A 21632-nucleotide genomic window follows, 5' to 3' on the forward strand; every position below is an offset into this window, starting at 1 on the left:
ATCATGACACGGAAACTGCGCGTGGGCGTCATCGGCGCGGGCATTGCAGAACGGCATCTGACAGGCTTCGGCTGGAACCGCGATCTTTTCGAGGTTCCCGTTCTCTGCTCTCTCGACGCGGATCGCGGCCAGCCGCTCTGTGAGGAGCACAAAATTCCTGAATATACCCAGGATACGGATTCGCTCTTCACACGCGACGATCTCGATATCATCGATATCGCCACGCCGCCGAGCTCACATTTCGAGCTTTGCAAAAAGGCAATCGAAAGCGGCAAGCACGTGATATGCGAAAAGCCGCTCTTCGGTTCCATCGCCGAAGTGGACGAGATGGCGCGCATCCTGGCGCGTTCGAACGGCCGCAAGCTGATGCCGATCTTCCAGTATCGTTACGGCAGCGGCCTGCAGAAGCTGAAGCTGTTGATCGAGCGCGGCCTGGCCGGCAAGCCGTTCCTCACCACCATCGAAACGCATTGGTGGCGCGGGCCGGACTATTATGCCGTGCCGTGGCGCGGCAAGTGGGCGACGGAACTCGGCGGCGGCCTGCTCGGCCATGCGATCCATGCCCATGACATGCTGAACTATGTACACGGCCCATGCGCCGAGGTGTTTTCCTATGGCGCGACGCTGGTCAATCCGATCGAGGTGGAAGATACCGCCGCGCTATCGGTGAAGATGCAGAACGGCTCCCTCGCCACGCTCTCCATGACGCTCGGCTCACGCAAGGAGATCTCCAGACTGCGCTTCTGCTTCAGCGATCTCGTCGCCGAAAGCATTCTGGAACCCTACACGATGGGTCGCGATCCCTGGACCTTCATCGCTGGGACCGAGGAACATCAGGCCCGCATCGACGCAGCGCTTGCCGGCTACGAAGCCAAGGAAGACGGTTATACACGGCAGTTCGAGCTGTTCCATCAGGCCCTTATGGAGAGCAACGATCCGCCAGTCACCCTGCAGGACGCGCGCAATTCGCTGGAGCTCGTAACAGCCGCCTATTATTCGCAGCGTACCGGCCAGCCGACGCCGATGCCGATCACGGCCGATCATCCGCTCTATCGTTCCTGGCTGCCGGAAGAAGATCGGCGCGTTGCGGCTGGCGTCTGAGGTAGTGAAGATGCTGAAATCATTCGAACATATCGGTATGACCGTCAGCAATATGGATCGTGCCATCGAGTTCTATTGCGGTCTGCTCGGGCTAAAGTTGCAGCTGCGCAAGCAGATGCCTGATGGCATGCAGGTTGCCTTCCTCGACGCTGGCGGCGGCATGCTGGAAGTTTTCGCCCCGCCTGGCGGGGCCGCTCGCGCGGTCGATCTTCCCGAAGGAACGGCAGGCGTCAAGCACATCACCTTCCATTTCGAGAATGTCGAAGAAACCTTCGCGCAGCTGGAAGCGGCAGGCGTCGAAATCAAGGAACGGCCGCGCTTTGCCGTCCATTCGGAGATGCTGAACAGGATCGCCTTTGTCCGCGATCCCGATGGCATCATTGTCGAGCTTGCGGAGCGGTCGCAGAACCGGCTTGGCTGACAGCTGTGCGGCGATGAGCTGAAAGAAAAAGGGCGCGGTTTGGGCCGCGCCCTTCAATTCTTTATCGGCGTTCGCCCGATGCCTTTTTCTTGGCTTCGTCATCCACCAGCTCGTACCATATGGCGTTGAGGACGGCGAAGGCGGCTGCCAGCGGCAGGCCGAGTATCCATGCGAAATACCACATCGTTTCGTCTCCTCAGTAAGCGTGGCTGTTTTTGTCGGTGATGCTCTTCTCGTCGACCTTGCCCCACAGCACCTTGTAGACCCAGGCGGTGTAGGCAAAGATTATCGGCAGGAAGATGACCGTAACCACCAGCATGATGAAGAGCGTCTGGTGGCTCGACGACGCATCCCAGACCGTCAGGCTCGACCTCGGATCGAGCGAAGAGGGCAGGATGAAGGGGAACATCGACAGACCGACCGTCGAGATGATGCCTGTTATCGAGAGGTCGCTGAAGAGCAGGGTCATGACTTCCAGCCGTGCTCGCATGGCAAGGAAGGCGGCCGCCGCACCCAGGAAGCCGAGTACCGGAGCGGCGATCATCCAGGGATGGGTGACGTAATTGGCAAGCCATGCACCGCTTTCCAGCGCCACCGTCTTCAGAAGCGGGTTCGACGGGCCGACCGGACTGATATCGCTGGTGATGCGATAACCGCTGACACCGGCCCAGAGCCATAGGCCGCCGAGCGCAAAGAGCACGATGACCACAAGCGCTGCGATGCTGCCGAAGCGCCGGGCGCGATCGGCAACCGGCCCTGTTGCCTTCAGCACCAGCCATGCGCTGCCATGCATTACCAGCATGGCGACGGAAAGCAGGCCGCAGAGAAGGGCATAGGGGTTCAGAAGCGCGAAGAACGAGCCCTCGTAGAAGATCCGCATATCGTCCGCGAAGCGGAAGGGAATGCCTTGCAACACGTTGCCGACGGCAACGCCGAAGATCAGCGACGGCACGAAACCGCCGATGAAGAGCGCCCAGTCCCAGCCGTTTCGCCAGCGCGCGCTGTCGCGCTTGGAGCGATACTTGAAGCCGACCGGACGCAGGATGAGCGCGAAGAGGATCGCAAACATCGCCAGGTAGAAGCCCGAGAAGGAGACCGCGTAGAGCGGCGGCCAGGCGGCGAAGATCGCGCCGCCTGCGAGGATGAGCCAGACCTGATTGCCTTCCCAGGTGGCGCCGATCGTGTTGATGGCGACACGGCGTTCCGCATCGGTCTTGGCGACGAAGGGCAGGAGCGTCCCGACGCCGAGGTCGAAGCCGTCGGTGACGGCGAAGGCGATTAGCAGCACGCCGAGCAGCACCCACCAGATGAGGCGCAGGGTTCCATAATCGATGAGTTCATGAAGGATCATGACAGGTCACTCCGCGGGAACGAGGGTTTCGGAAATGAGCTTGGCTTCCGGTTCGTGGTCCGGTTCCGGGCCCTGGCGGATCGCCCTGAGCATCAGGCTCATCTCGATGATGATCAGGGTCGTGTAGAGTGCGGCAAACCCGATGATGGTGAGCAGCACTGCCCAGGCGCCGTGATTGGAGACGGCAACCGCCGTCGGCAGCACGCCTTCGATCACCCAGGGCTGACGGCCGATTTCGGCAACCACCCATCCGGCTTCGATAGCGATCCAGGGCAGAGGGATGGCAAAGACCGCGATGCGCAGCAACAGCGGATATTTGTCCAGATGTCGGCGGGCCGACAGCCAGAAGAAGGTTGCCGTCAGAACGATGAAGAACATGCCGAGGCCGACCATGATGCGGAACGACCAGAAGAGCGTCGGCACATGCGGGATGGTATCGCGTGCCGCCTGGGCAATCTGTTCGTCGGTCGCCTGACGCGGATCGTCGACATAGCGCTTCAGGAGCAAGCCATAGCCAAGGTCGTGGCCCAGATCTTCGAAGGAGCTCCGGACTTCCTGGGCGACCTGATCCTGGGCCGGGGCGGAACGGATCTGCATCAGCGCATCGTAGGCCTTGATGCCGTCACGGATACGGATCTCGGCCTGCTGTTCCAGCTTGTCGATACCGGGAATTTCCGTCGTCAGCGAGCGCGTGCCGATCAGGCCCATGACCCAGGGGATATGGACGGCGAAATGTGTCTCGCGTGCTTCCTGGTCCGGGAAGCCGAAGGCGGTGAAGGCGGCCGGAGCCGGCTCCGTCTTCCACATGGCTTCGATCGCAGCGAGTTTCATCTTCTGGTTTTCGGTGGCGAGATAGCCGCTTTCGTCACCGAGAACGACCACCGACAGCGCCGAAGCGAGGCCGAAGGAGGCGGCGACCGTCATCGAGCGCTTGGCAAGCTCGATATGCCGGCCCTTCAGCATGTACCAGGCCGAAACGCCGAGCACGAAGATCGAGGCGCAGACGTAGCCGGCTGAAACCGTGTGGACGAATTTCGCCTGGGCGACAGGGTTGAAGACCACGTCGAAGAAGCTGACGATCTCCATGCGCATCGTCTGGGGATTGAGCGCGGAACCGACCGGGTTCTGCATCCAGCCATTGGCGATGAGGATCCAGAGCGCGGAGAAATTCGAGCCGAGCGCCACTGCCCAGGTAGCGACCAGATGGCCGACCTTGGACAGCTTGTCCCAGCCGAAGAAGAAAAGGCCCACAAAGGTCGCTTCGAGGAAGAAGGCCATCAGGCCCTCGATTGCAAGTGGCGCACCGAAGATGTCGCCGACATAATAGCTGTAATAGCTCCAGTTCATGCCGAACTGGAATTCCATGACGATACCGGTTGCGACGCCCAGCACGAAATTGATGCCGAAGAGCGTGCCCCAGAATTTCGTCATCTGCCGCCAGATCTGGCGGCCAGTCATGACATAGGTCGTCTCCATGATGGCAAGCAGCACGGAAAGGCCGAGCGTCAAGGGCACGAACAGAAAGTGATAAAGCGCAGTCAGCGCAAATTGGAAGCGCGATAGCGCTACGATGTCTAGTTCCATTGTCTTACTCCCACGGTCCCACGGGGTATCAAGAAGTTTCCGCATGGCCGGCTGGCCGTGCGGAGCATGCCTGTTCGCTCAATCCGGCCGAAGCCGGTTGAGCGCCTTTTCGAACGCCGCCTCTCCACGGCGCGAAACTTCTGAGATGCGGCCGTCCTCGATGACGGCGATCAAGTCTGCAAGCGCCGCTTCGCGGCGAATATGTGTGGCAATGACAAGCGCGCGGCCTTCCGCTCTCAGCGCGAGGCGATGCAGCACATCGCGGGCGGTGCGGCCGTCGAGCCCCTCGGTCGGCTCGTCGAGCAGCCAGAGCGGCGTGTCGCGCAAGAAGAGGCGGGCGAGCGCCAGCCGGCGCGACTGGCCGCCGGAAAGCCCCATGCCGCCTTCGCCGAGCGGGGTATCGAGGCCTGATGGCAGCGCATCGACATCGGCAAGCAGGCCTGCGGCTCTGAGCGCGTCTCGCAGTCGGTCATCTTCAGCATCGGGCGCCGCGAGCAGCAGGTTGCCGCGCAGCGTGTCCTGGAAAAGCTCGGTGCGCTGGATGAGCAGCGTTGCGTCGAGCGCTGCGGCCATGCCGGCACTTGGCGGCAGTTCGCCTGATAGTAGCGACAGCAGGGTCGATTTGCCGGCGCCGCTGCTGCCGACCACGGCCATGTGCTCACCGCGGCGAAGTTCGAACGTCACCTCCCGCAAGGCCGGCAGTGCCGCCCCATCATTGGCGACGGTCACATTCTGCAGCGCGAAGGCGAGCTCATGGGCCGGAGCCTTGGGCGTGAAATCCGCTTGAATGGCCGAAAGGCGTGGCGCGATCCGCTTCGCCGCTAGCATGGTCCTGCCGAATTCCATCGCGCCGCGGCGCAATGCGGCAAAGGGTTCTGTTGCAGCAAAGGCGACGAGCACGCCGAGTGCCGCAACGGGTGCGGTGATCCTGCCCGTCTGCATTAGCGTCGCTGATGTCAGCAATGCCCCGACCAGCAGGGCGGTTGAGACGAGCCCGAAACCGAAACTCACGCCGGTCTCGATCCTGTTCAGGCGGTCGTCGGCCTTTGCGGTATAGGCGTCCGCGGCGGCGATTGCCTGCTGCTGTGCGGCAAGGCGGTTTGCCATGAGAAGATCGGTCTGCCCAGCGACGAGATCGATGGTCCGCGACCGGATGGTTTCGATGCCGTAGGCGCGGCGGCGAGCGTGCTTCAGTGCCAGCCGGCCGGCGGCGAGTGGCAGGCCAAGCCCCACCAGAACGAGGCAAGATCCGAAGAGCAGGCCGAACAGCGGATGCATCAGGCCGAGTGTCACGCTGGCAACAAGTGCCGTGCCGACTGCCACGGCTGCCGGCACCAGGATGCGAAGATAGAGCGAATCCAACGCATCGATATCGGCGGTCAGCCGGAAGAGCAGCCGGGCCGGACGGTTGAGAAGGGCGCGCGCCGCACCGGCGGAGGCCCAGCCGCGAAACAGGCGCTCGCGAAGGGCGGCGAGCACGGCGAGCGTCGCGTTGTGGGTCGTCAGTCTTTCGCCATAGCGTGCAGCCGTGCGCAGGATGGCAAGGAAACGGATGCTGGCCGATGGCGCAAAGACGTCAAAGGTCGCGGCAACGGTTACCGAGAGACCTGCAAGCGCGGTTGCGGTAATGAACCAGCCGGATAGGCCGAGCAGGGCGATACCAGCCGTAACGGTCGCCGCCGACAGTGCGGCGCCGAGCAGGAGTTCCTTGCGACGCGTCTGCATGAACAGGCGCAGGACCGGCCTGATATCTCTAAGGAAGTTGGTCATTCGGCAGCCTCCTGAAGACGCTCCGTATCAAGGCGGATGGCGTGGTGCATGCGTGCGGCCAGCAGCGGGTCGTGCGTTGCCACGATCAGCGTGCGGCCCTCCGCAAGAGCAAGCAGGCTCTCGGTGATCTCGGCAGCCGTCTCGGCATCGAGATGCGCGGTCGGCTCGTCAGCGAGGATGATGTGGATATCGGGGTCGCAGGCAGCCCGCGCGATCGCAAGGCGCAGCGCCTCGCCGCCAGAAAGACCGATGCCGCTTTCACCGAGCGGGCGATGTCCATAGGCATTCGCGATACCGCCAAGCCTTGCGAGATCGAGCGCCTTGGAGACTTCTGCCTTGGCGATGCCGGGCCGTCCCAGCGCAATATTGCCGGCAACGGTGCCTGCGAAAATATGCGGCTTCTGGCCGATCCAGGCCATTTTGCCGCGATCTGTCGCTGTGCCGCCAACCAGAACCTGGCCCTCATAGCAGGGCGCCAGACCGGCGATCAGCGACAACAATGTTGATTTGCCGGTACCGCTGGCGCCAAGCAGCGCTACGTGTTCGCCGGCGGCAATATCGAGACTGAAGCCATCAAGGACCGGCGCATGATCCGGCTGATAGCGAAAGCTGATATTTTCTAGGTTGATATTGAGGGCCTCGTTCGCGGCAAAGGCTCCCGCCTCTTCGCGATCGGGAAGCGTCATGCCTTCGGCAGCGAGCCCATCCAGCGCCTTCAGCGCGGCCTCGCCCGAGGCACGGTCATGCCAGACGGCGGAGAGTTCACGCAGCGGCTCGAAAAAGGCCGGTGCCAGCAGCAGGACGAACAGGCCTTGCGAAAGGTCAAGGCCGCCCGACCAGGCGCCAAAGCGGATTTCGCCGAGCAGGCTGAAGCCGACATAGACGGCGGTCATCGCGACGCCGAGTGCCGAAAAGAGTTCGAGCACAGCCGAAGACAGGAAAGCGATCTTCAGCACTGTCATGGTGCGCGTGCGAAGCGATTCTGCTTCCGCGCGAAGCCTGCGCGCCGTGGCATCGACCGCGTTCAGAGAGCGGATCGTCGCAAGACCGCGCAGCCGGTCGAGCAGGAAAGCGTTGAGGCCGCCCGTTGCGACGAGTTGCTTTTCGCTCGCAGTCTGCGCGCGCCAACCAATCAGCGCCATGAAGATCGGAATGAGCGGCGCCGCAAACAGCAGCACGAGCGCGGCGATCCAGGAGATCGGAAAGATGCAGCTAAGGATGATGAGCGGCACAAGGCTTGCCTTCATTCGCGCCGGCTGGAAACGGGAGAGATAGGGCACGATCAGCTCAGCTTGTTCGCCGAGAACGCTGGCGGCCTCACCCGACGCAGGGCGCCCGGCATCAACAGGCGAAAGACGGGCAAGCAGGCGGATGGCAGTGGCGCGTTTTTCGCTGAGTTCAGCGCGTGCCGCACGAAAAGCAAGGCGGCCGCCGGCCGCATCGAGACAGCTTTTGACGACGCCGAGCAACAGGATGAAGAGTGCCGGCCAGAGGATATCGGCAGGGCTTCCACCATCGGCGAGCCGGCCGACGGACCAGGCGAGCAGGCCTGCCTGGGGAATCCAGAGGGCAGCCGCAAACGCTTGCAGCATCGCTGCGCCGCGTAGGCGGCTTTTGGTCTTGGACGGCTTGCGTGCCGCGGCCTTACGATCCGGTATCCCGGACACTTGCTGGTTTCTCGCGTCGAAGAAAGCACTACCCATGGCGCTAACTCTTGTTCGCAGGATTGGGACGACGGCGGCCAAGCGAAACGACTCTGTCCTTGGCCTCCAGCAATTTGGTCACTTTCGCACCTAGTGAGAGTAACGTCGCAAGCCTTTCTGTTTCAAGTTGTTTTACGTCTTCATACCAATGCGTCAGCTGTTCGATCAGCGTGTGCATCTCGCTCATACGCTCCTGCGCATGGCGTTCGGCCTCGCTCGCCGGGCGCTGCATGAGGATCTCGCGCAGCACAGATAATGTGGGATCGACCTCGCGCTTCTTGCGCTCTTCGGCAAGCGTTCTGAGAATCAGCCAGACATCGTCGGGTGTGGTGAAGAAGTCGCGCCGGTCATCCGGCTTGTGGCGCAGAATCACTAGGTTCCAGGCCTGCAATTCGCGAAGGCTCATGGAGACGTTCGAGCGCGATATGCCGAGCGCATCGACGATCTCCTCGGCGCAAAGCGGCGAAGGCGAGACGTAGAGCAGGGCATAGATCTGGCCGACCGTGCGATTGATGCCCCAGCGGGAACCCATTTCACCGAAGTGCAGGACAAAGGACTGAACGAGAGGCGGAAGGTTCATTGTCGTTTCCGTTATATCTGTTATTTCAGAAATTTCTGAAATCACTATACAGACTTTCGCGTTTATGCCGCAATTGCCCAGCTTGACCTGCGTCAATTTGGATACATGCTTCGGTGGTCTGTTTCTTCATAGACCGGCGTCGCGCGCCTGAAATTGACTTGAGTCAAATCGCGCAAATATAAAACGCCCGACAGACAAGTGTCTGCCGGGCGCCAAATGCCATATAAATTTATCGGAGAGGCGTGAGCCTCAGATCAGGCCGGTCAGGATGCCGACGCCGGCAACTGCCGCAAGGCCGCCTGCGGAACGCACGACAAAGGCGCCCTGACGCTCGCCGAAGCGGGCGATGAGGAAGCCGATGCCGAGCCCGACTGCATGCAGCAGAGCGGTTGCGATCATGAAACCTACGGCATAGGCAGCGCCGCCGGCATTTTCAGGCATCTCGACGCCATGCGCGTGGCCGTGGAAGATTGCAAACAGGCCGACAATCGCCATCGCGACTGCTGTCGAGGCACGGATGTTCAGCGCGACGACAGCGCCGAGCACGATGACGGAAAGCGCAATGCCGGTCTCGACGAAAGGCACATTGATACCGGCAATGCCGAGCGCGCCACCGAAGGCCATGACGAGCACGAAGGTCGCGGGCACGGCCCAGAGAGCGCGGCCGCCAAGCTGGAAGGCGAGAACGCCGACCATGACCATGGCAAGGATGTGATCGAAGCCGGAGATAGGATGGCTGAAACCATGGACAAGGCCGGCCGTCTCACCGACGCCGGTATGGGCATAGGCGACTGCCGGGAGCGCTGCGGTGGCGAGCGTAAGGACGCCGCTCTTGAAGATTGATTTCATTGTGGAATTCCCTCCGAGCTTTTAGATCCTGCGGCCGCCGACCCCTCAGGCACGGTTTCAAGTCGCGTCGCCAAGCTAGTCCAGCGAGATTTTATCGTCAACGAAAAGCATGAAAATAAATAGGAATTTCAATTGCTTATATCATAGGCAATTGCCTTTTTGAAGGGCGGCTTCACAAGGGGCGCTCAACCGGATTATCAATCATCTTGCGGAGGTGTGCCGCCGCGTCTCGAGGAGGACCCCATGACGAATACCGAAAGGCCGCTGGCGATCAGCGCGCCGGAGCCGCGTACGCTCGACCTGATCTTCAGCGATAAGGCGCGCGCCGAACTCAACGCCAAATATGAGATCGTCGAGGCCGATCCCGAAAACATCGCTGGCCTCGACGATGATGTCATCGGCAAGGCGCGCTACATCATCGGCCAGCCACCGCTTTCTGCGGAAACGCTTGGTCGTATGCCGCAGCTCCGCTCGATCCTCAATGTCGAGAGTAATCTCCTCAACAACATGCCCTACGAGATCCTCTTCCAGCGCGGCATTCATGTGGTGACGACAGGACAGGTCTTTGCCGAGCCGGTGGCGGAGATCGGTCTTGGCTTTGCGCTCAGCCTCGCCCGCGGCATCGTCGATGCCGATGTGGCTTTCCGGGAAGGCAATGAACTCTGGGGCGGTGAGGGCAATACAAGCGCCCGGCTAATATCCGGTTCCGAGATCGGCATTGTCGGTTTCGGCGATCTCGGCAATGCGCTGCGGCGGGTTCTGTCGGGCTTTCGCGCCAGGATCAGGGTTTTCGATCCCTGGATGCCACGCTCGATCCTGGAGGAAAATGGCGTCCAGCCCGCGAGCCTGAACGAAGTGCTGACACAGAGTGATTTCGTTTTCGTCGTAGCATCGGTCACCAGCGAGAACAGGGGCTTCCTTGGTGCGGATGCGTTTGCCAGCATGCGCAAGGGTGCCGCCTTCATCCTGCTCAGTCGCGCCGATGTCGTGGATTTCGACGCGCTGATGGCCGCCGTCGCGTCAGGCCACATCGTTGCGGCAAGCGATGTCTATCCGCAGGAGCCGTTGCCGTCAGACCATCCGGTGCGGAACCTCAAGGGCTTCATCCGCTCGGCCCATCGGGCCGGTGCACTCGATATCGCCTTCAAGAGGATGGGCGACATGGTGCTTGAGGATATGGATCTGATGGACCGCGGCCTGCCGCCGATGCGCTGCAAGCGGGCGGAGCGCGAAACGGTGTCCCGCATGCGCTCCAAACCCGTTTCGGTTAATTAAGCAGCGCGCTGGCCGGTGCCCTGGATGGCGGCAAGCTTCCAGTCGGCGCCGGAATTGCGCACGAAGGTCCAGACCTCAGTGCTTTCGCTCGGGCGGCGGTCGTCGCCCGAGACGAGGCGACCGCTGTTACGCTCGACCATGGCGTCGATCGAGGAGTAGCGCATCGCAAGCGTCGCATATTCCAGCCCGTCGTCGCGCCAGGCTTCGGCGATATCGCCCTGTAGCAGCTTGACGTCGGTAACCTGGTTGCGGACGCCGTTGGTCGCGTTCTCGCCGAGTTCTTCAGCAAGGTAGGACATGGCTTCCGGCGTCGTCAGGCGGCGCAGCGCACCGTAATCCTCCGCGCCATAAGCGGTCTGAATCTTGGTCAGCAATTCCTCGAACTGATCGAGGTCGGCCTGGGCAAGGCCGATCTCATCGCTCGGCCGTGCGTTGTGCTGCTGTTGGCCGCTGGAGCCCGAACCGATTGCCGGAATATGGAAGGACGAACCGCCATTGGCCGGCGACATGCCATAGGACTGCGGTCCGCCATAGCTCTGGCCGCCTGCGCTGTAGGACGGCTGGCGGCGATTGGCGAAGAAGCGCATGGCAAGGGTGATCGCTCCGAAGATCAGCGCGATCTGCAGGAGCATGCCGAGGAAACCGAAGCCGCCGCCGAAACCGTGGCCGAGCAGCATACCGAGCAGACCGCCAGCAATCAGGCCGCCGATCATCGAACGGCCGAAGCCGCCAAAGAAGCCGGGGCGCTGCTGGGCGTAGCCGGGTTGTTGTGTGTTATAGGGCGTAGTTGTCTGCGGGCGCGGCGTCATCGAGCGCTCAATGGGCGCAACCGGGGCAGGAGCAGTCTGCGTGACCGGAGGCGCGCTGAAGGTACGCGTGCCGCGGCTTCCGAATCCGCCGAATCCACCGGCGCGGCGCGCATCGGCATCACCGATCGAAGCAAAGACGGTAGCGCTCGCAAGAACGGCAATCGCCGCGATCCTGGCAAAACGCGAAACGGCAGTGGGCATTCGTTCATCTCCTATCATGCGCTGAATGGCATGTCGGTACCTAATATAGGTATTCTTTCTGCGCTGTGAAGTTATGCGCCGCTACTGGCAGACGTCGACCCATTCGGCCCGGGTGATTTCCGCCAGTCTTTCGGTGGGGATGCGCACCGCGGAATTGGTCGAGCCGGCGGCCGGAACGACCTCATCGAACTGCTTCAGCGACATGTCGCAATAGATCGGCAAGGGTGCCGGCAGGCCGAAGGGGCAGACGCCACCGACTGGGTGGCTCGTCACCGCCAGCACTTCCTCCGCGTCGAGCATGCGCCCCTTGCCGCCGAAGGTGTCCTTGAACTTCCTGTTATCAAGACGCGCCATGCCGCTCGCCACGATCAGCATGATGCGATCACCGACGCGCAGGCAGATCGTCTTGGCGATCTGCGCCGGCTCGACGCCATGCGCTTCTGCGGCGAGGGTGACTGTCGAAGAGCTGCCGGCGGTTTCGATGATGGCAATGTCGGGGGCGTTGGCGGCGAAGAAGGTGCGAACGGATTCGAGGCTCATGGGATGGATACTTCTGGATGAACAGCCGACAAGGGACCGCGAAGCGGCATGGGGATTCATGCGTTCAACTTAATATCTCAATTTCAGAAAATTCAATCGCTTGGTTTACAGAGACGATTTCGGGTGCTTCGAAAGGCCACCCGGATTGCCGGCCGCAAGCTGGCGGGATGATCTGAAAGAGGATCACCCGCCAGCTGATCGCTGGTAAGGTTTGCAAAGTGTGGGACTTACTCATCGAACAGAGCAAGATCACGGCGCAGCCATGGTGGGAAAGCTTCGACGCTGTTCACGACGCGACGACGTCTCCACCGGGCAATGATGGTTGCGACGAGAATTTCTCTAAAGCTGAAGCGCGAGCAGAGCTCGCTCACGGATGTCGCCAGGCTCTCGCCGGCGTGTTGATTGTTCATGATCAAATGCGGCCAGAATTCTGGACCGCCCTTCCTTCAAGCTGAATGTGCGCAGCAAGATCAGGCGCAGTCGTTATCGCTGCCAGGCGCTGCGTGCGAAACGGGTGCCATCTTTGGATGGTGAAGCTTGAAAGACCCCGAATAGGGGCAAGGGTTGGGAGCTTCGAAGGCTATGCCAAAGAGGCGTGGGACGAAGAAATATCTGTCATTGCACGCCTCCGTTGTTGAACAGCTCCGGCGAGATTACTAGCCGATTGAGAAAAGGTAGGCAAGAGCTTGAATATGGACGCAGGGTCCGTGTCGCGGTCGATGACCGGCGTCGTTGCGTCCTTTGATATCAATTTCCACCGGCAGCTGAACTGGCGTTTCCATCAGCGATTGACCACGTCGAGAACATCGTCATAATAATTTTGCACACGTGCTCAATTTTGTCATTCGGCCGTTACGTTCGCCCCCTAGAGCGGGATACGCCACGTTTTCGTGGGGCTATCGGAACGGCCATCAACACCAGTGATGACCCGTCAAGAGGCCTCACACTGCTCTTCTAGGGAGACGAAGAAGATGACCATTTTGCCGACACTGAAATCCCTTACCATTGCGGCCGCAATCCTGGCCTCGACCTCTGCATTTGCGCTTGCCAAGGATGTTCACATCAGCGTCTGGGCTGGTGGTACCGGCCCGAACGACGTTTATCGCCTCGATGCCATTGAGATCGCCGCTCAGCAGCTTCAGCGCGAAGCTGCTTTGAAGGGCGAAGATCTGAAGATCATTGTTGAAAAGACCCCTTACTCCGGTTGGGATGATTTCAAGCAGGCGCTGACGCTTGCCGCCGAAGCCAAGAAGGCTCCGAATATCGTCGTCAGCGGCCATGAAGACATCGCTCCCTGGTCGCAGGCCGGCCTCATCGTTCCTGTGGAGGATTATGTCGACCTCGACTCCTGGCCGCTCAACGACATCTACGAAAACCTGATGCAGATCGCCTCCTACAATGGCTCGGTCTACGGCATCCCACAGGATGCAGAATCCCGCCCGATGCTGTTCTGGAAGCCGCACATGAAGGCGATCGGCTACAGCGATGCTGACCTCGACGCGCTGCCGCAGAACGTCCAGGACGGCAAGTACACGATGAAGAACTTGCTCGAAGACGCCAAGAAGATGCAGGACAAGGGCCTCGTACAGCCCGGCTACGGCTTCTATCCGCGCACCAGCAACGGTCCTGATTACTGGCAGTTTTACACCTCATTCGGCGGCGTCATGGAAGAAAACGGCAAGCTCGTTTTCGACAAGGCTGCGATGAAGCGCACGTACCAGTTCTTTGCTGATGCCGTTGCTTCCGGCGTCACCAAGAAGAACCACATCGGCATGCCGGGCGACCAGTGGTGGAAGGAAGTCTCCAGCGGCAAGGCCGGCATCTGGGACGCCGGCACCTGGCACTATGCCCGCATGGTCAACCAGGAAGGCCTGAAAGACTTCTTCGGCAACATCGCCTTCACGCTGATTCCGGCTGGCGAAGGCGGCAAGGCCAACACGCTGACGCACCCTCTCGTTTACCTGCTGACATCGGGTCATAGCGACGAGGACACGCAGATCGCAGCCCAGCTGATCACGATCGCTTCGGAGCCGCGCACCAATGCGCTGCACGCTATCAAGTCGGCGCATCTCGGTGTCTCCAAGTCCGAATCAGCCGTTGATTTCTACGCCGCCAATCGCTGGGCCCGCGAGGCGACGGAGCGACTGCTGCCCCACGCCAACGCGATGCCGAACAATTCCGATTTCGGCACCTACTGGAACATCATGTGGAAGAACCTTGAAGCATCCTGGACCGGCGCCAAGACTGTCGACGCCGCCGTCAATGATGCCGAGAGCGAGCTGAAGAGCACGCTCGGCGACAAGATCGTCATCCGCTAAGATCGGCGCACTCTGCCGGAAGGCGGCCGCAACGCCGCCTTCCGGAGCGTCGTCCATGAGGGGACTTCCATGAAATCGTCCAGAACGCTTGGGCTGGTGATGATCGCACCTGCGGCGATCATGATCCTTCTGTTCTTCCTGCTACCGGTCGTTCTGACCGCCGTCTTCTCGATGACGAACATGACGACGGCGACCGGCATTTCCGGCGGCGTCTACCAGGTCGCGCCGAATTCGCTGATCACGCTCAAATCGACCATGCCCGATATCGCCGATCAGCTGGGCGAGCCGCGCTACACGATCGACGAAGCTGGCCTCAAGGCCGTCGAAGACCTGAGCCTCTCGTCAGCCATCGTCTCGGAACTGCGCGATAAGCATATGAACGAGGTCTTCCCATCACGCCGCGAAATCGAGCGCATGATCAAGGACCTGAACGAGCGCCCCTCGACGCGCGAGGTCAAACAAATTTCCGACCAGTTCAACCGCTCGGTCGTCAATGCCCGATTCGACAGCAAGGACGAGCTTTTCTCCGCCCTCGATACGCTCGGCTTCAAGCTGACGCCCGACCAGAAGGAACAGGTCGCCAAGGCCGCCTATACCGGTTGGGTGTGGACATCTGACAATTTCTCGCGCATGGCCTCCTCGCCGGATATGGCCCGCGTGCTGCTGAATACAGTGCTCTACGTCGCGCTGGTGCTGGTCATTTTTAATGTCGGCTATGCGCTGCTGCTTGCCATCTGGACGCATTACATGCCGGCGGCACCGGCTTCCTTTTTCCGGGGTGTCTGGCTACTGCCGCGCATCACGCCCGTCGTCATCTATGTCATGCTCTGGAAATGGCTTGCCTGGGATACCGGCTTCATTTCCACGCTGATGGGCAATTTCGGTTATCCGCCGAAGAATTACCTACTCGACAATGCCTATAATGCCTGGGTCTTCGTTGTCATGATCAATGGCTTCATCGGCGCCTCCATGGGCATGCTGGTTTTCTCGTCGGCAATGAAGGCTATTCCGAAGAGCCAGTTCTATGCGAGCGAGGTTGACGGCGCGTCGCGCTGGCAGCAGATCCGCTACATCATCTTGCCGCAGATGCGCTGGCCGATCCTCTTCGTCACCTGCTACCAGACGCTCTCGCTGCTCGCCTCCTTCAACGAAATCCTGCTTTCGACGAACGGCGGACCCGGCAGGGCGACCGAAATCTGGGCGCTCGCCGCCTACCATACGGCGCTCAACAACTACGCCGGCAACCTGGAATACGGTCTCGGCGCCGCCATGGCCCTCGTGCTTGTGGTTATCGGGGTGACATTGTCTCTGATCTACCTGCGCATCTTCAACTACGGCACACTTGTCTCCAAGCCGCTGATCGAGGACTGATCCATGGCCGAAAAAGCGCAACCCTCCGCGAATTTCAGCAGTTGGCCGGTCATCGCCATGCTCGCCGTCGTCAGCCTGCCGCTGCTTTTGATGTACGCCTATTTCTTCATCGACACGGTAACGGTGAAAGAGGCCGGCTCGCTCATACCCTCCAGCTTCACCCTCCAGCACTGGCGCTTCCTGTGGCAGACGACCGAAGGCAAGCCGAACATCTGGATCGTGACGCTCAATACGCTGCTTTTCGCCAGCTCCACGACGAGCGTGGTCGTCATCGTCTCGTCGATGGCAGGCTATGTGCTCTCGCGGCTCAATGTACCTGCGCGCGGCTTCTTCCTTGCCGGTGTCATGGTGCTCCACGCCTTCCCGTCGGTAACGCTGATCATCGCCATCTTCATCGTGCTGCAGATGATCGGCCTCTACAATTCCCTGATCGGCGTCATCCTGGTCAAGGCGGCGATTGATCTGCCGCTCGGCATCTGGTTGATGAAGGGCTTCTACGACACGGTGCCCTGGGAAATAGAGATGGCTGGCGTCGTCGATGGCGCTTCGCGGTTCCGGGTCTGGCGTAGCCTCGTTCTGCCGCAGGTCGGTCCGGGCATCATGGCGCTCGGCCTCTTCTCGTTCCTGTCCGGCTGGGGCGAATTCATCCTGCCGCAGGTGCTGGCGCCCGGCAATCAGGTGCAAGTGCTCTCGGTCTATCTCGCCGGCTTCCTCGCCGACGATAACAATTATGATTTCAACATGTTCAAGGCGGTAGGCCTCTTCTACGTCATCCCGGTTCTGATCGCCTACGCACTCTTCCACAAATATCTCATGAACATCTATGGCGGCGGGAGCAAAGGCTGATGCGTATCCTCCTCGACAATTTTTCGAAGAGCTTCGGCTCCACCAAGGTCATCGAGAACATGAATCTCGAAGTCGGCAGCGGCGAGATGCTGGCGCTTCTCGGGCCCTCGGGCTGCGGCAAGTCCACAACGCTGTTTGCCATCTGCGGCATCCATCGCCCGACCGGCGGCCGTATTCTCTTTGGCGACCGGGACGTCACCGACCTGCCGAGCCAGATGCGCAATGTCGGCGTCGTCTTTCAGTCCTATGCGCTCTATCCGCATATGACGGTTGCAGAGAACATCGGCTTTCCGCTGAAGGTGAAGGGCGTCAATGCGGCCGATATCCGCAAGGAGGTCGAGCGCATTTCCGGCCTCGTGCAGATCGGCAATCTGATGGAGCGCCGGCCAGCCCAGCTTTCCGGCGGCCAGCAGCAGCGCGTAGCCCTTGCCCGTGCGCTGATCCGCAAGCCGGACGTCCTGCTGCTCGACGAGCCGCTTGCCAATCTCGATGCCAAGCTTCGCCTCGAAATGCGTTCGGAAATTCGCCGCATCCAGCGCGAGACGGGCATCACCGCCATCCTAGTCACCCATGATCAGGTGGAAGCGATGAGTATGTGCGACCGCATTGCCATCATGAAGGAAGGCGAGATCGTGCAGATCGCGACGCCGGCCGAGATGTATAGCGACCCGCGCACTGCCTTCGTCGCCGGCTTCCTTGGCAATCCGCCGATCACCTTCCTGCGTGGCGTGATGAAGGATGGCGCTTTCGCCATGCCGGAAAGCGAGATCCGCGTGCCGGTATCGGTCCAGGCCGCCGAGGGCACCAAGCTGACGCTCGGCGTGCGCCCCGAACATTTCAATCCGGCCGGCGACATCGCCGTTCCCGGCAAGGTCACCTTTGCCGAAACGCAGGGCCGCGAGAACCTTTACGACGTGCAGCTTGCCGGCGGCTCGCTGCTGCGGTCCATTCAGCCGGTCCGCAATGACATCACCGTCGGCGACGAGGTGAAGTGGGCGATCGACAGCCGAGGCGTATTCGTCTTCGATGAAGAAGGCCGGAGGCTCTGAGCGATGCGTGACTTCTCGTCTTTTTTCGAACGTTATGATTGGCCCTCGAACAAGGGATATCTGCCTTTCTGCATCGGCCATCGCGGTGCAAGTGGCCATGAGCGGGAGAATACCCTCGAAGCCTTCCAGCGCGCTGCCGAACTCGGCGCGGAAATGTGGGAGCTCGACACGCAACTCACCAAAGATGGTGTGGTTGTCGTTTCCCACGACGATCATCTCGAGCGCGTCTTCGGTATCGACCGCCGAATTTCCGAGATGACGGCGGCCGAGCTTGCTGCTCTCGAAGGCGTCAACGTTCCGACCTTCGAGGCGGTCGCAGCCCTTGGACGGCGGACCAATACAGGCCTCTATATCGAGCTCAAGGCGCCGGGCACGGGGCTTCGGTGCTGGAAGCATCTTATTGAGAAAAACCAGCGCTTTGCCTGCCTCGGCTCTTTCGATACCGCGCAAGTGCGTGAGCTTCGCGATGCGGGCTGCGATTACCCGCTCTCGGTACTGGTCCGTGTTGGCCACGATCCGCACGCAGCTGGCGATGAAGCCGGCGCCGATATCCTGCACCTTTGCTGGGAAAGGGCCGGCGAGCGCCCGCAGGATCTGGTCACAGGAGAGCTGATGCGGCGAGCCTTCGGCGAAAGCCGTGAAATCGTGCTGTGGCACGAGGAACGGCCGGCCATTTTGTCCGACATCATGAAGCTTCCGGTACTCGGCATCTGTACGGACCTGCCCGATCTGATGCGCCCGGCCGCCAGGGATGAGAAGCATGGCAGACAAGGATAACAAGGGACCGAGGAAGGTCACGTCCTTCGACGTGGCACGTGTGGCGGGCGTCTCGCGCGCTGCCGTTTCGCGCGCTTTCACCCCGGATGCCAGTGTTTCGCCGAAGACGCGCGAGAAGGTCTATCAGGCGGCCAAGGATCTCGGCTACCGGGTGAACTATCTGGCTCGCAGCCTCACCAACAAGCGTTCCGATCTCGTCGGCCTTGTCGCCGCCGGCCTCGATAACCCGTTCCGCACGCTGCAGATCGAGCATCTGGCGCGGGTGCTGATCGCCCGCAATTTTCGCCCGATCCTGTTGCCGACCTCGAAGGAGGCGGACACCTCGACCGTCATCGGCCAGCTTCTGCACTATGCCGTCTCCGGCGTCATCGTCACATCGGACGCGCCGCCGACGGAGATCTGCGAGCAATGCGCAGCCGAAGGTGTGCCGATCGTGCTGATCAACAAGGGCGACGATATTCCCTTCGTCGACCGCATCATTTCCGATGATCGCATGGCAGGCCATCTCGCTGCCACGCATCTGATCGAAAGCGGCGTCAGGGCGCCGGCGGTCATGGCGGCGCCCGCTATCTCCTATACGGCAAGGCGGCGCGGTGAAGCCTTCATGACGGCCTGTCGGCAACTCGGCCTCGAGCCGCGCATGATCGAATTGAAAATCAACGACTATAAGAGCGGCCACGACGCGGCCGCCGATCTTGTTTCGCTCGGTATTGACGGTCTGTTCTGCGCCAACGACTACATGGCCTGCGGCGTGATCGACCGCATCATGAAGGGGCTTGGCCGCGACGATGAGCCGCCGCTACGCATCATCGGCCATGATGACATTCCGCAGGCCAGCTGGTCTGCCTATGACCTTACGACCATCCGCCAGCCCTGCGATTTCCAGGCCGAACAAACGGTCGATCTGCTGATGACCCGCATGTCCGAACCGGATATGACCGCCCGCGTCGAATTTACCCCCGTGACGCTGATTAAAAGAAGGACTGCTTGATGAATTCCGCATTCGATGCCTCTGCTCTAACCGCGCGGGCGGAGGTCGCAATCGACGTGGCCCGCAAGGTTGGACGCGAGGCTGCGCGCTTCAGGCGTGAAGGACACCCAGGCACGCTGCATGTCGAAAACAAGGGATTGCAGGATTTCGTTACCGTCGCAGACAGGCAGGCAGAACAGTCGATCCGCGAAGGGCTGCTGGTGCGCTTTCCAGACGACACATTCATGGGCGAGGAAACCGGCGGCGAGTCCGGCTCTGCCGGCACCTGGGTCGTCGATCCGATCGACGGCACGACAAATTATATCAGAGGCTTTCGTCACTGGGGCGTCTCCATCGCCTTCGTCGTTGGTGGCAAGGTGGAGATCGGCGTGGTCTATGATGCGGCCAACGACCAGGTTTTCTCCGCGATCCGCGGCCGTGGCGCCTTCAAGGAGAGCCAGCCGATCCACGCTGCTCCGACGACCGATCCTGCCAATGCGATCGTCGTGCTCGGCCATTCGCGCAAGACGAGCTTTGACGACTATGCGGCGCTCTCCAAGCGGCTCTACGAGCGCGGCATGGATTATCGCCGCATGGGTGCAGCCGCAGTCGATCTCGTGCGCGTGGCGGAAGGTGTTTCAGACCTCTTCTACGAACGGCACCTGAATGCCTGGGATATGCTGGCTGGCGCGCTGATCGCCTCGGAGGCCGGTGCGAAGGTCGCCATTCCACCTGTCGATACGCTGCTGGAGGATGGCGGTCCTGTTATCGCCCATTCGCCTGGACTGGCAGAAGAATTCGCCTTCCTCGTCGAGTTCGAAGGTCTGGCGGGCTGATCAGCCCGCCATGCGCTTCAGCCACGCCCGCTCGGTCGCCAGGGCTTCGTCCGTGGTGATCTGATCCGGCTTCAAAGTGACCAGTGCCGAGAAGTTCGTCCACTCCGCATCGCTGAAGCCGCCGTCGGGATCTTTCAGTGTGAAGGTCCAGGCGTCGACCAGCTTGGCCTCGCTGTGGCAGAGCGCGATCATGTCGAGGCCGGCCTTTGCGGCATCGAGCAACATCGGCCAGTAAAGGTAGATTGTTTCCGGCTCCGTCGGGCCGCGCAGATCTGCAAGCAGTTCCTTTTCGACCGCTTTCCAGCCTTCGGCTTTGGCGATATCGCCGAGTTTGTTGGTGGGGTCGATGCCGCGGCGCAGATGCGGCAGCTTGTCCTTGACGGCCAGGATTAGCTCCGGACTTCCAGCGCTGACGATGACGGAGGCGGAAATCTGCTGCAGGTGTTCTGCAAGATGGGCGATGCCCTTTTCGCCGATCGCCTCGTAATCGTCTTTCATATCGAACTGCAGCAGCGCGTCCGGATGGGCCGATTGCAGCATGGCTGCCAGATCCTCGCTGTAGAGGAGCGGACGATTGCCGTCCTTCATGCGCAGGTCGCGCAGATCCGCAAGGCTCTTTTGGGCAATGAGACCGCGCCCGGTCGTCTCGCCTTCCAGCTCCTTATCATGCAGCACGACGAAACCACCATCGGCGCGCACCCGCAGGTCGAGCTCCATCGAAGCGCCGGCCTTGAAGCCTTCGGCCATCACCTCGGCCGAAAACAGCGGGTCGGCCATACGCCGGCGCAGCCGGTGCCACTTCAGCAGGGGCGAATGGCCTTCAAACTCTATCCGAAGTCCGCCTGTATCGGTCATTCCATCATCCTCGACCTATTCGTCTCGGCTTCTTCGTGCATCGGAAAGGTTCGATTCTCAAGGGTCGGTGGAAGATTAGGCTTGATCTCGCGGCCGCGGCCCCTCTTTACCGAACAAAGCCTTTTTCGTGCGCCAGTCTTCCCGTGGCATCTGCATGCGGCACAACAGTGCAAATTAGAATACTAATTTTGTAGACAATGTTCCCTGGCCCAGCGATCCGTGCGAAAATCGTGGCTCGGTTTTCCAGGAGGTGACGTATGTTTGCGGCATTCAAAACTTTCTTTGCGAAGCTTTTCCGAGACCGTGACCAACCGGTGTTCGAAACATCTGTCCACGCGACGGAAGAGGATTCCGAAAGCCGTCTGCGTAGCCTGCGGGAGGAAGAACTCTTCTTCTGGCAGCCGACGCCGAATTCCTGGTACTGAG

The 21632-nt window shown here is 61.0% G+C and carries 22 protein-coding genes; 11 read left to right on the forward strand and 11 right to left on the reverse strand.

Features of this window, described 5'->3' with window-relative positions; translation table 11 throughout:
* Positions 1–3: 3 nt before the first annotated feature.
* Both AB4Z13_RS28005 and AB4Z13_RS28010 read left to right on the forward strand, forming a co-directional pair.
* Positions 4–1101 (forward strand): Gfo/Idh/MocA family protein, encoded by a 1098-nt coding sequence (locus tag AB4Z13_RS28005; RefSeq protein WP_113319604.1) that lies wholly within the window; start codon positions 4–6, stop codon positions 1099–1101.
* A 10-nt stretch (positions 1102–1111) separates the two neighbouring features.
* Entirely contained in the window at positions 1112–1522 is a 411-nt protein-coding gene (locus tag AB4Z13_RS28010) for a VOC family protein (protein ID WP_113319651.1), read from the forward strand.
* A 61-nt stretch (positions 1523–1583) separates the two neighbouring features.
* Here the strand turns inward: AB4Z13_RS28010 and cydX are convergent, their stop codons facing one another.
* The 7 genes from cydX to AB4Z13_RS28045 all read right to left on the reverse strand — a co-directional run bounded on the left by cydX (position 1584) and on the right by AB4Z13_RS28045 (position 9359).
* Positions 1584–1706, reverse strand: a complete 123-nt coding sequence (gene cydX / locus AB4Z13_RS28015; protein WP_007815879.1) for a cytochrome bd-I oxidase subunit CydX — start codon at positions 1704–1706, stop codon at positions 1584–1586.
* A gap of 12 nt (positions 1707–1718) precedes the next feature.
* Complete coding sequence (cydB, locus tag AB4Z13_RS28020) at positions 1719–2873, reverse strand: cytochrome d ubiquinol oxidase subunit II (protein WP_113319603.1); 1155 nt, start codon at positions 2871–2873, stop codon at positions 1719–1721.
* Between the two features lie 6 nt (positions 2874–2879).
* Positions 2880–4457 (reverse strand): cytochrome ubiquinol oxidase subunit I, encoded by a 1578-nt coding sequence (locus AB4Z13_RS28025; RefSeq protein ID WP_113181683.1) that lies wholly within the window; start codon positions 4455–4457, stop codon positions 2880–2882.
* A gap of 78 nt (positions 4458–4535) precedes the next feature.
* Positions 4536–6227, reverse strand: coding sequence for an amino acid ABC transporter ATP-binding/permease protein (locus AB4Z13_RS28030; RefSeq protein ID WP_439018187.1), 1692 nt, complete (start codon positions 6225–6227; stop codon positions 4536–4538).
* A complete protein-coding gene (gene cydD / locus AB4Z13_RS28035; RefSeq protein ID WP_113319600.1) occupies positions 6224–7930 on the reverse strand; it encodes a thiol reductant ABC exporter subunit CydD in 1707 nt (568 codons plus the stop codon). The genes AB4Z13_RS28030 and cydD overlap by 4 nt, the downstream gene beginning before the upstream one ends.
* A gap of 4 nt (positions 7931–7934) precedes the next feature.
* Positions 7935–8510 (reverse strand): GbsR/MarR family transcriptional regulator, encoded by a 576-nt coding sequence (locus tag AB4Z13_RS28040; protein ID WP_037098473.1) that lies wholly within the window; start codon positions 8508–8510, stop codon positions 7935–7937.
* A 249-nt stretch (positions 8511–8759) separates the two neighbouring features.
* Entirely contained in the window at positions 8760–9359 is a 600-nt protein-coding gene (locus tag AB4Z13_RS28045) for a HupE/UreJ family protein (protein WP_442207345.1), read from the reverse strand.
* Positions 9360–9602: 243 nt separating this feature from the next.
* On the opposite strand from AB4Z13_RS28045, the gene AB4Z13_RS28050 reads away from it, so the two are divergent.
* Positions 9603–10634, forward strand: a complete 1032-nt coding sequence (locus AB4Z13_RS28050) for a hydroxyacid dehydrogenase (RefSeq protein ID WP_442207346.1) — start codon at positions 9603–9605, stop codon at positions 10632–10634.
* Here the strand turns inward: AB4Z13_RS28050 and AB4Z13_RS28055 are convergent.
* From AB4Z13_RS28055 to AB4Z13_RS28065, 3 genes are all read right to left on the reverse strand, one after another.
* Positions 10631–11644 (reverse strand): Tim44 domain-containing protein, encoded by a 1014-nt coding sequence (locus tag AB4Z13_RS28055; RefSeq protein WP_439018184.1) that lies wholly within the window; start codon positions 11642–11644, stop codon positions 10631–10633. The genes AB4Z13_RS28050 and AB4Z13_RS28055 overlap by 4 nt on opposite strands.
* Positions 11645–11725: 81 nt before the next feature.
* A complete protein-coding gene (locus AB4Z13_RS28060; protein ID WP_439018183.1) occupies positions 11726–12184 on the reverse strand; it encodes a YbaK/EbsC family protein in 459 nt (152 codons plus the stop codon).
* Between the two features lie 227 nt (positions 12185–12411).
* A complete protein-coding gene (locus AB4Z13_RS28065) occupies positions 12412–12594 on the reverse strand; it encodes a hypothetical protein (RefSeq protein ID WP_113319595.1) in 183 nt (60 codons plus the stop codon).
* Positions 12595–13155: 561 nt separating this feature from the next.
* Between AB4Z13_RS28065 and AB4Z13_RS28070 the strand changes: the two genes are divergently transcribed.
* The 7 genes from AB4Z13_RS28070 to AB4Z13_RS28100 all read left to right on the forward strand — a co-directional run bounded on the left by AB4Z13_RS28070 (position 13156) and on the right by AB4Z13_RS28100 (position 20351).
* The gene (locus AB4Z13_RS28070) at positions 13156–14502 is read left to right on the forward strand and encodes an extracellular solute-binding protein (protein ID WP_439018182.1); all 1347 of its coding nucleotides are present in this window, start codon (positions 13156–13158) and stop codon (positions 14500–14502) included.
* Positions 14503–14571: 69 nt separating this feature from the next.
* Positions 14572–15873: an ABC transporter permease subunit gene (locus AB4Z13_RS28075; protein ID WP_439018181.1), complete on the forward strand. Its 1302-nt coding sequence runs from the start codon at positions 14572–14574 to the stop codon at positions 15871–15873.
* Positions 15874–15876: 3 nt separating this feature from the next.
* Positions 15877–16719: a carbohydrate ABC transporter permease gene (locus AB4Z13_RS28080; RefSeq protein ID WP_439018180.1), complete on the forward strand. Its 843-nt coding sequence runs from the start codon at positions 15877–15879 to the stop codon at positions 16717–16719.
* Positions 16719–17768, forward strand: coding sequence for an ABC transporter ATP-binding protein (locus AB4Z13_RS28085; RefSeq protein ID WP_439018179.1), 1050 nt, complete (start codon positions 16719–16721; stop codon positions 17766–17768). The genes AB4Z13_RS28080 and AB4Z13_RS28085 overlap by 1 nt, the downstream gene beginning before the upstream one ends.
* Positions 17769–17771: 3 nt before the next feature.
* Positions 17772–18545, forward strand: a complete 774-nt coding sequence (locus tag AB4Z13_RS28090; RefSeq protein ID WP_439018178.1) for a glycerophosphodiester phosphodiesterase — start codon at positions 17772–17774, stop codon at positions 18543–18545.
* On the forward strand, positions 18529–19536 hold the full coding sequence (locus AB4Z13_RS28095) for a LacI family DNA-binding transcriptional regulator (RefSeq protein WP_439018177.1): 1008 nt from the start codon (positions 18529–18531) through the stop codon (positions 19534–19536). The genes AB4Z13_RS28090 and AB4Z13_RS28095 overlap by 17 nt, the downstream gene beginning before the upstream one ends.
* Positions 19536–20351 carry an inositol monophosphatase family protein gene (locus tag AB4Z13_RS28100; RefSeq protein WP_113319588.1) on the forward strand — a complete coding sequence of 272 codons (816 nt, stop codon included), beginning with the start codon at positions 19536–19538 and terminating at the stop codon, positions 20349–20351. The genes AB4Z13_RS28095 and AB4Z13_RS28100 overlap by 1 nt, the downstream gene beginning before the upstream one ends.
* Here AB4Z13_RS28100 and AB4Z13_RS28105 read toward each other — a convergent pair whose 3' ends face one another.
* Positions 20352–21206, reverse strand: coding sequence for a glycerophosphodiester phosphodiesterase (locus tag AB4Z13_RS28105; protein WP_439018176.1), 855 nt, complete (start codon positions 21204–21206; stop codon positions 20352–20354). It abuts the gene before it with no gap.
* Positions 21207–21463: 257 nt separating this feature from the next.
* On the opposite strand from AB4Z13_RS28105, the gene AB4Z13_RS28110 reads away from it, so the two are divergent.
* The gene (locus AB4Z13_RS28110) at positions 21464–21631 is read left to right on the forward strand and encodes a hypothetical protein (protein ID WP_439018175.1); all 168 of its coding nucleotides are present in this window, start codon (positions 21464–21466) and stop codon (positions 21629–21631) included.
* Position 21632: the final 1 nt, after the last annotated feature.

It is taken from the genome of Rhizobium sp. YAF28 (genome assembly GCF_052113285.1).
GTDB lineage: Bacteria > Pseudomonadota > Alphaproteobacteria > Rhizobiales > Rhizobiaceae > Rhizobium.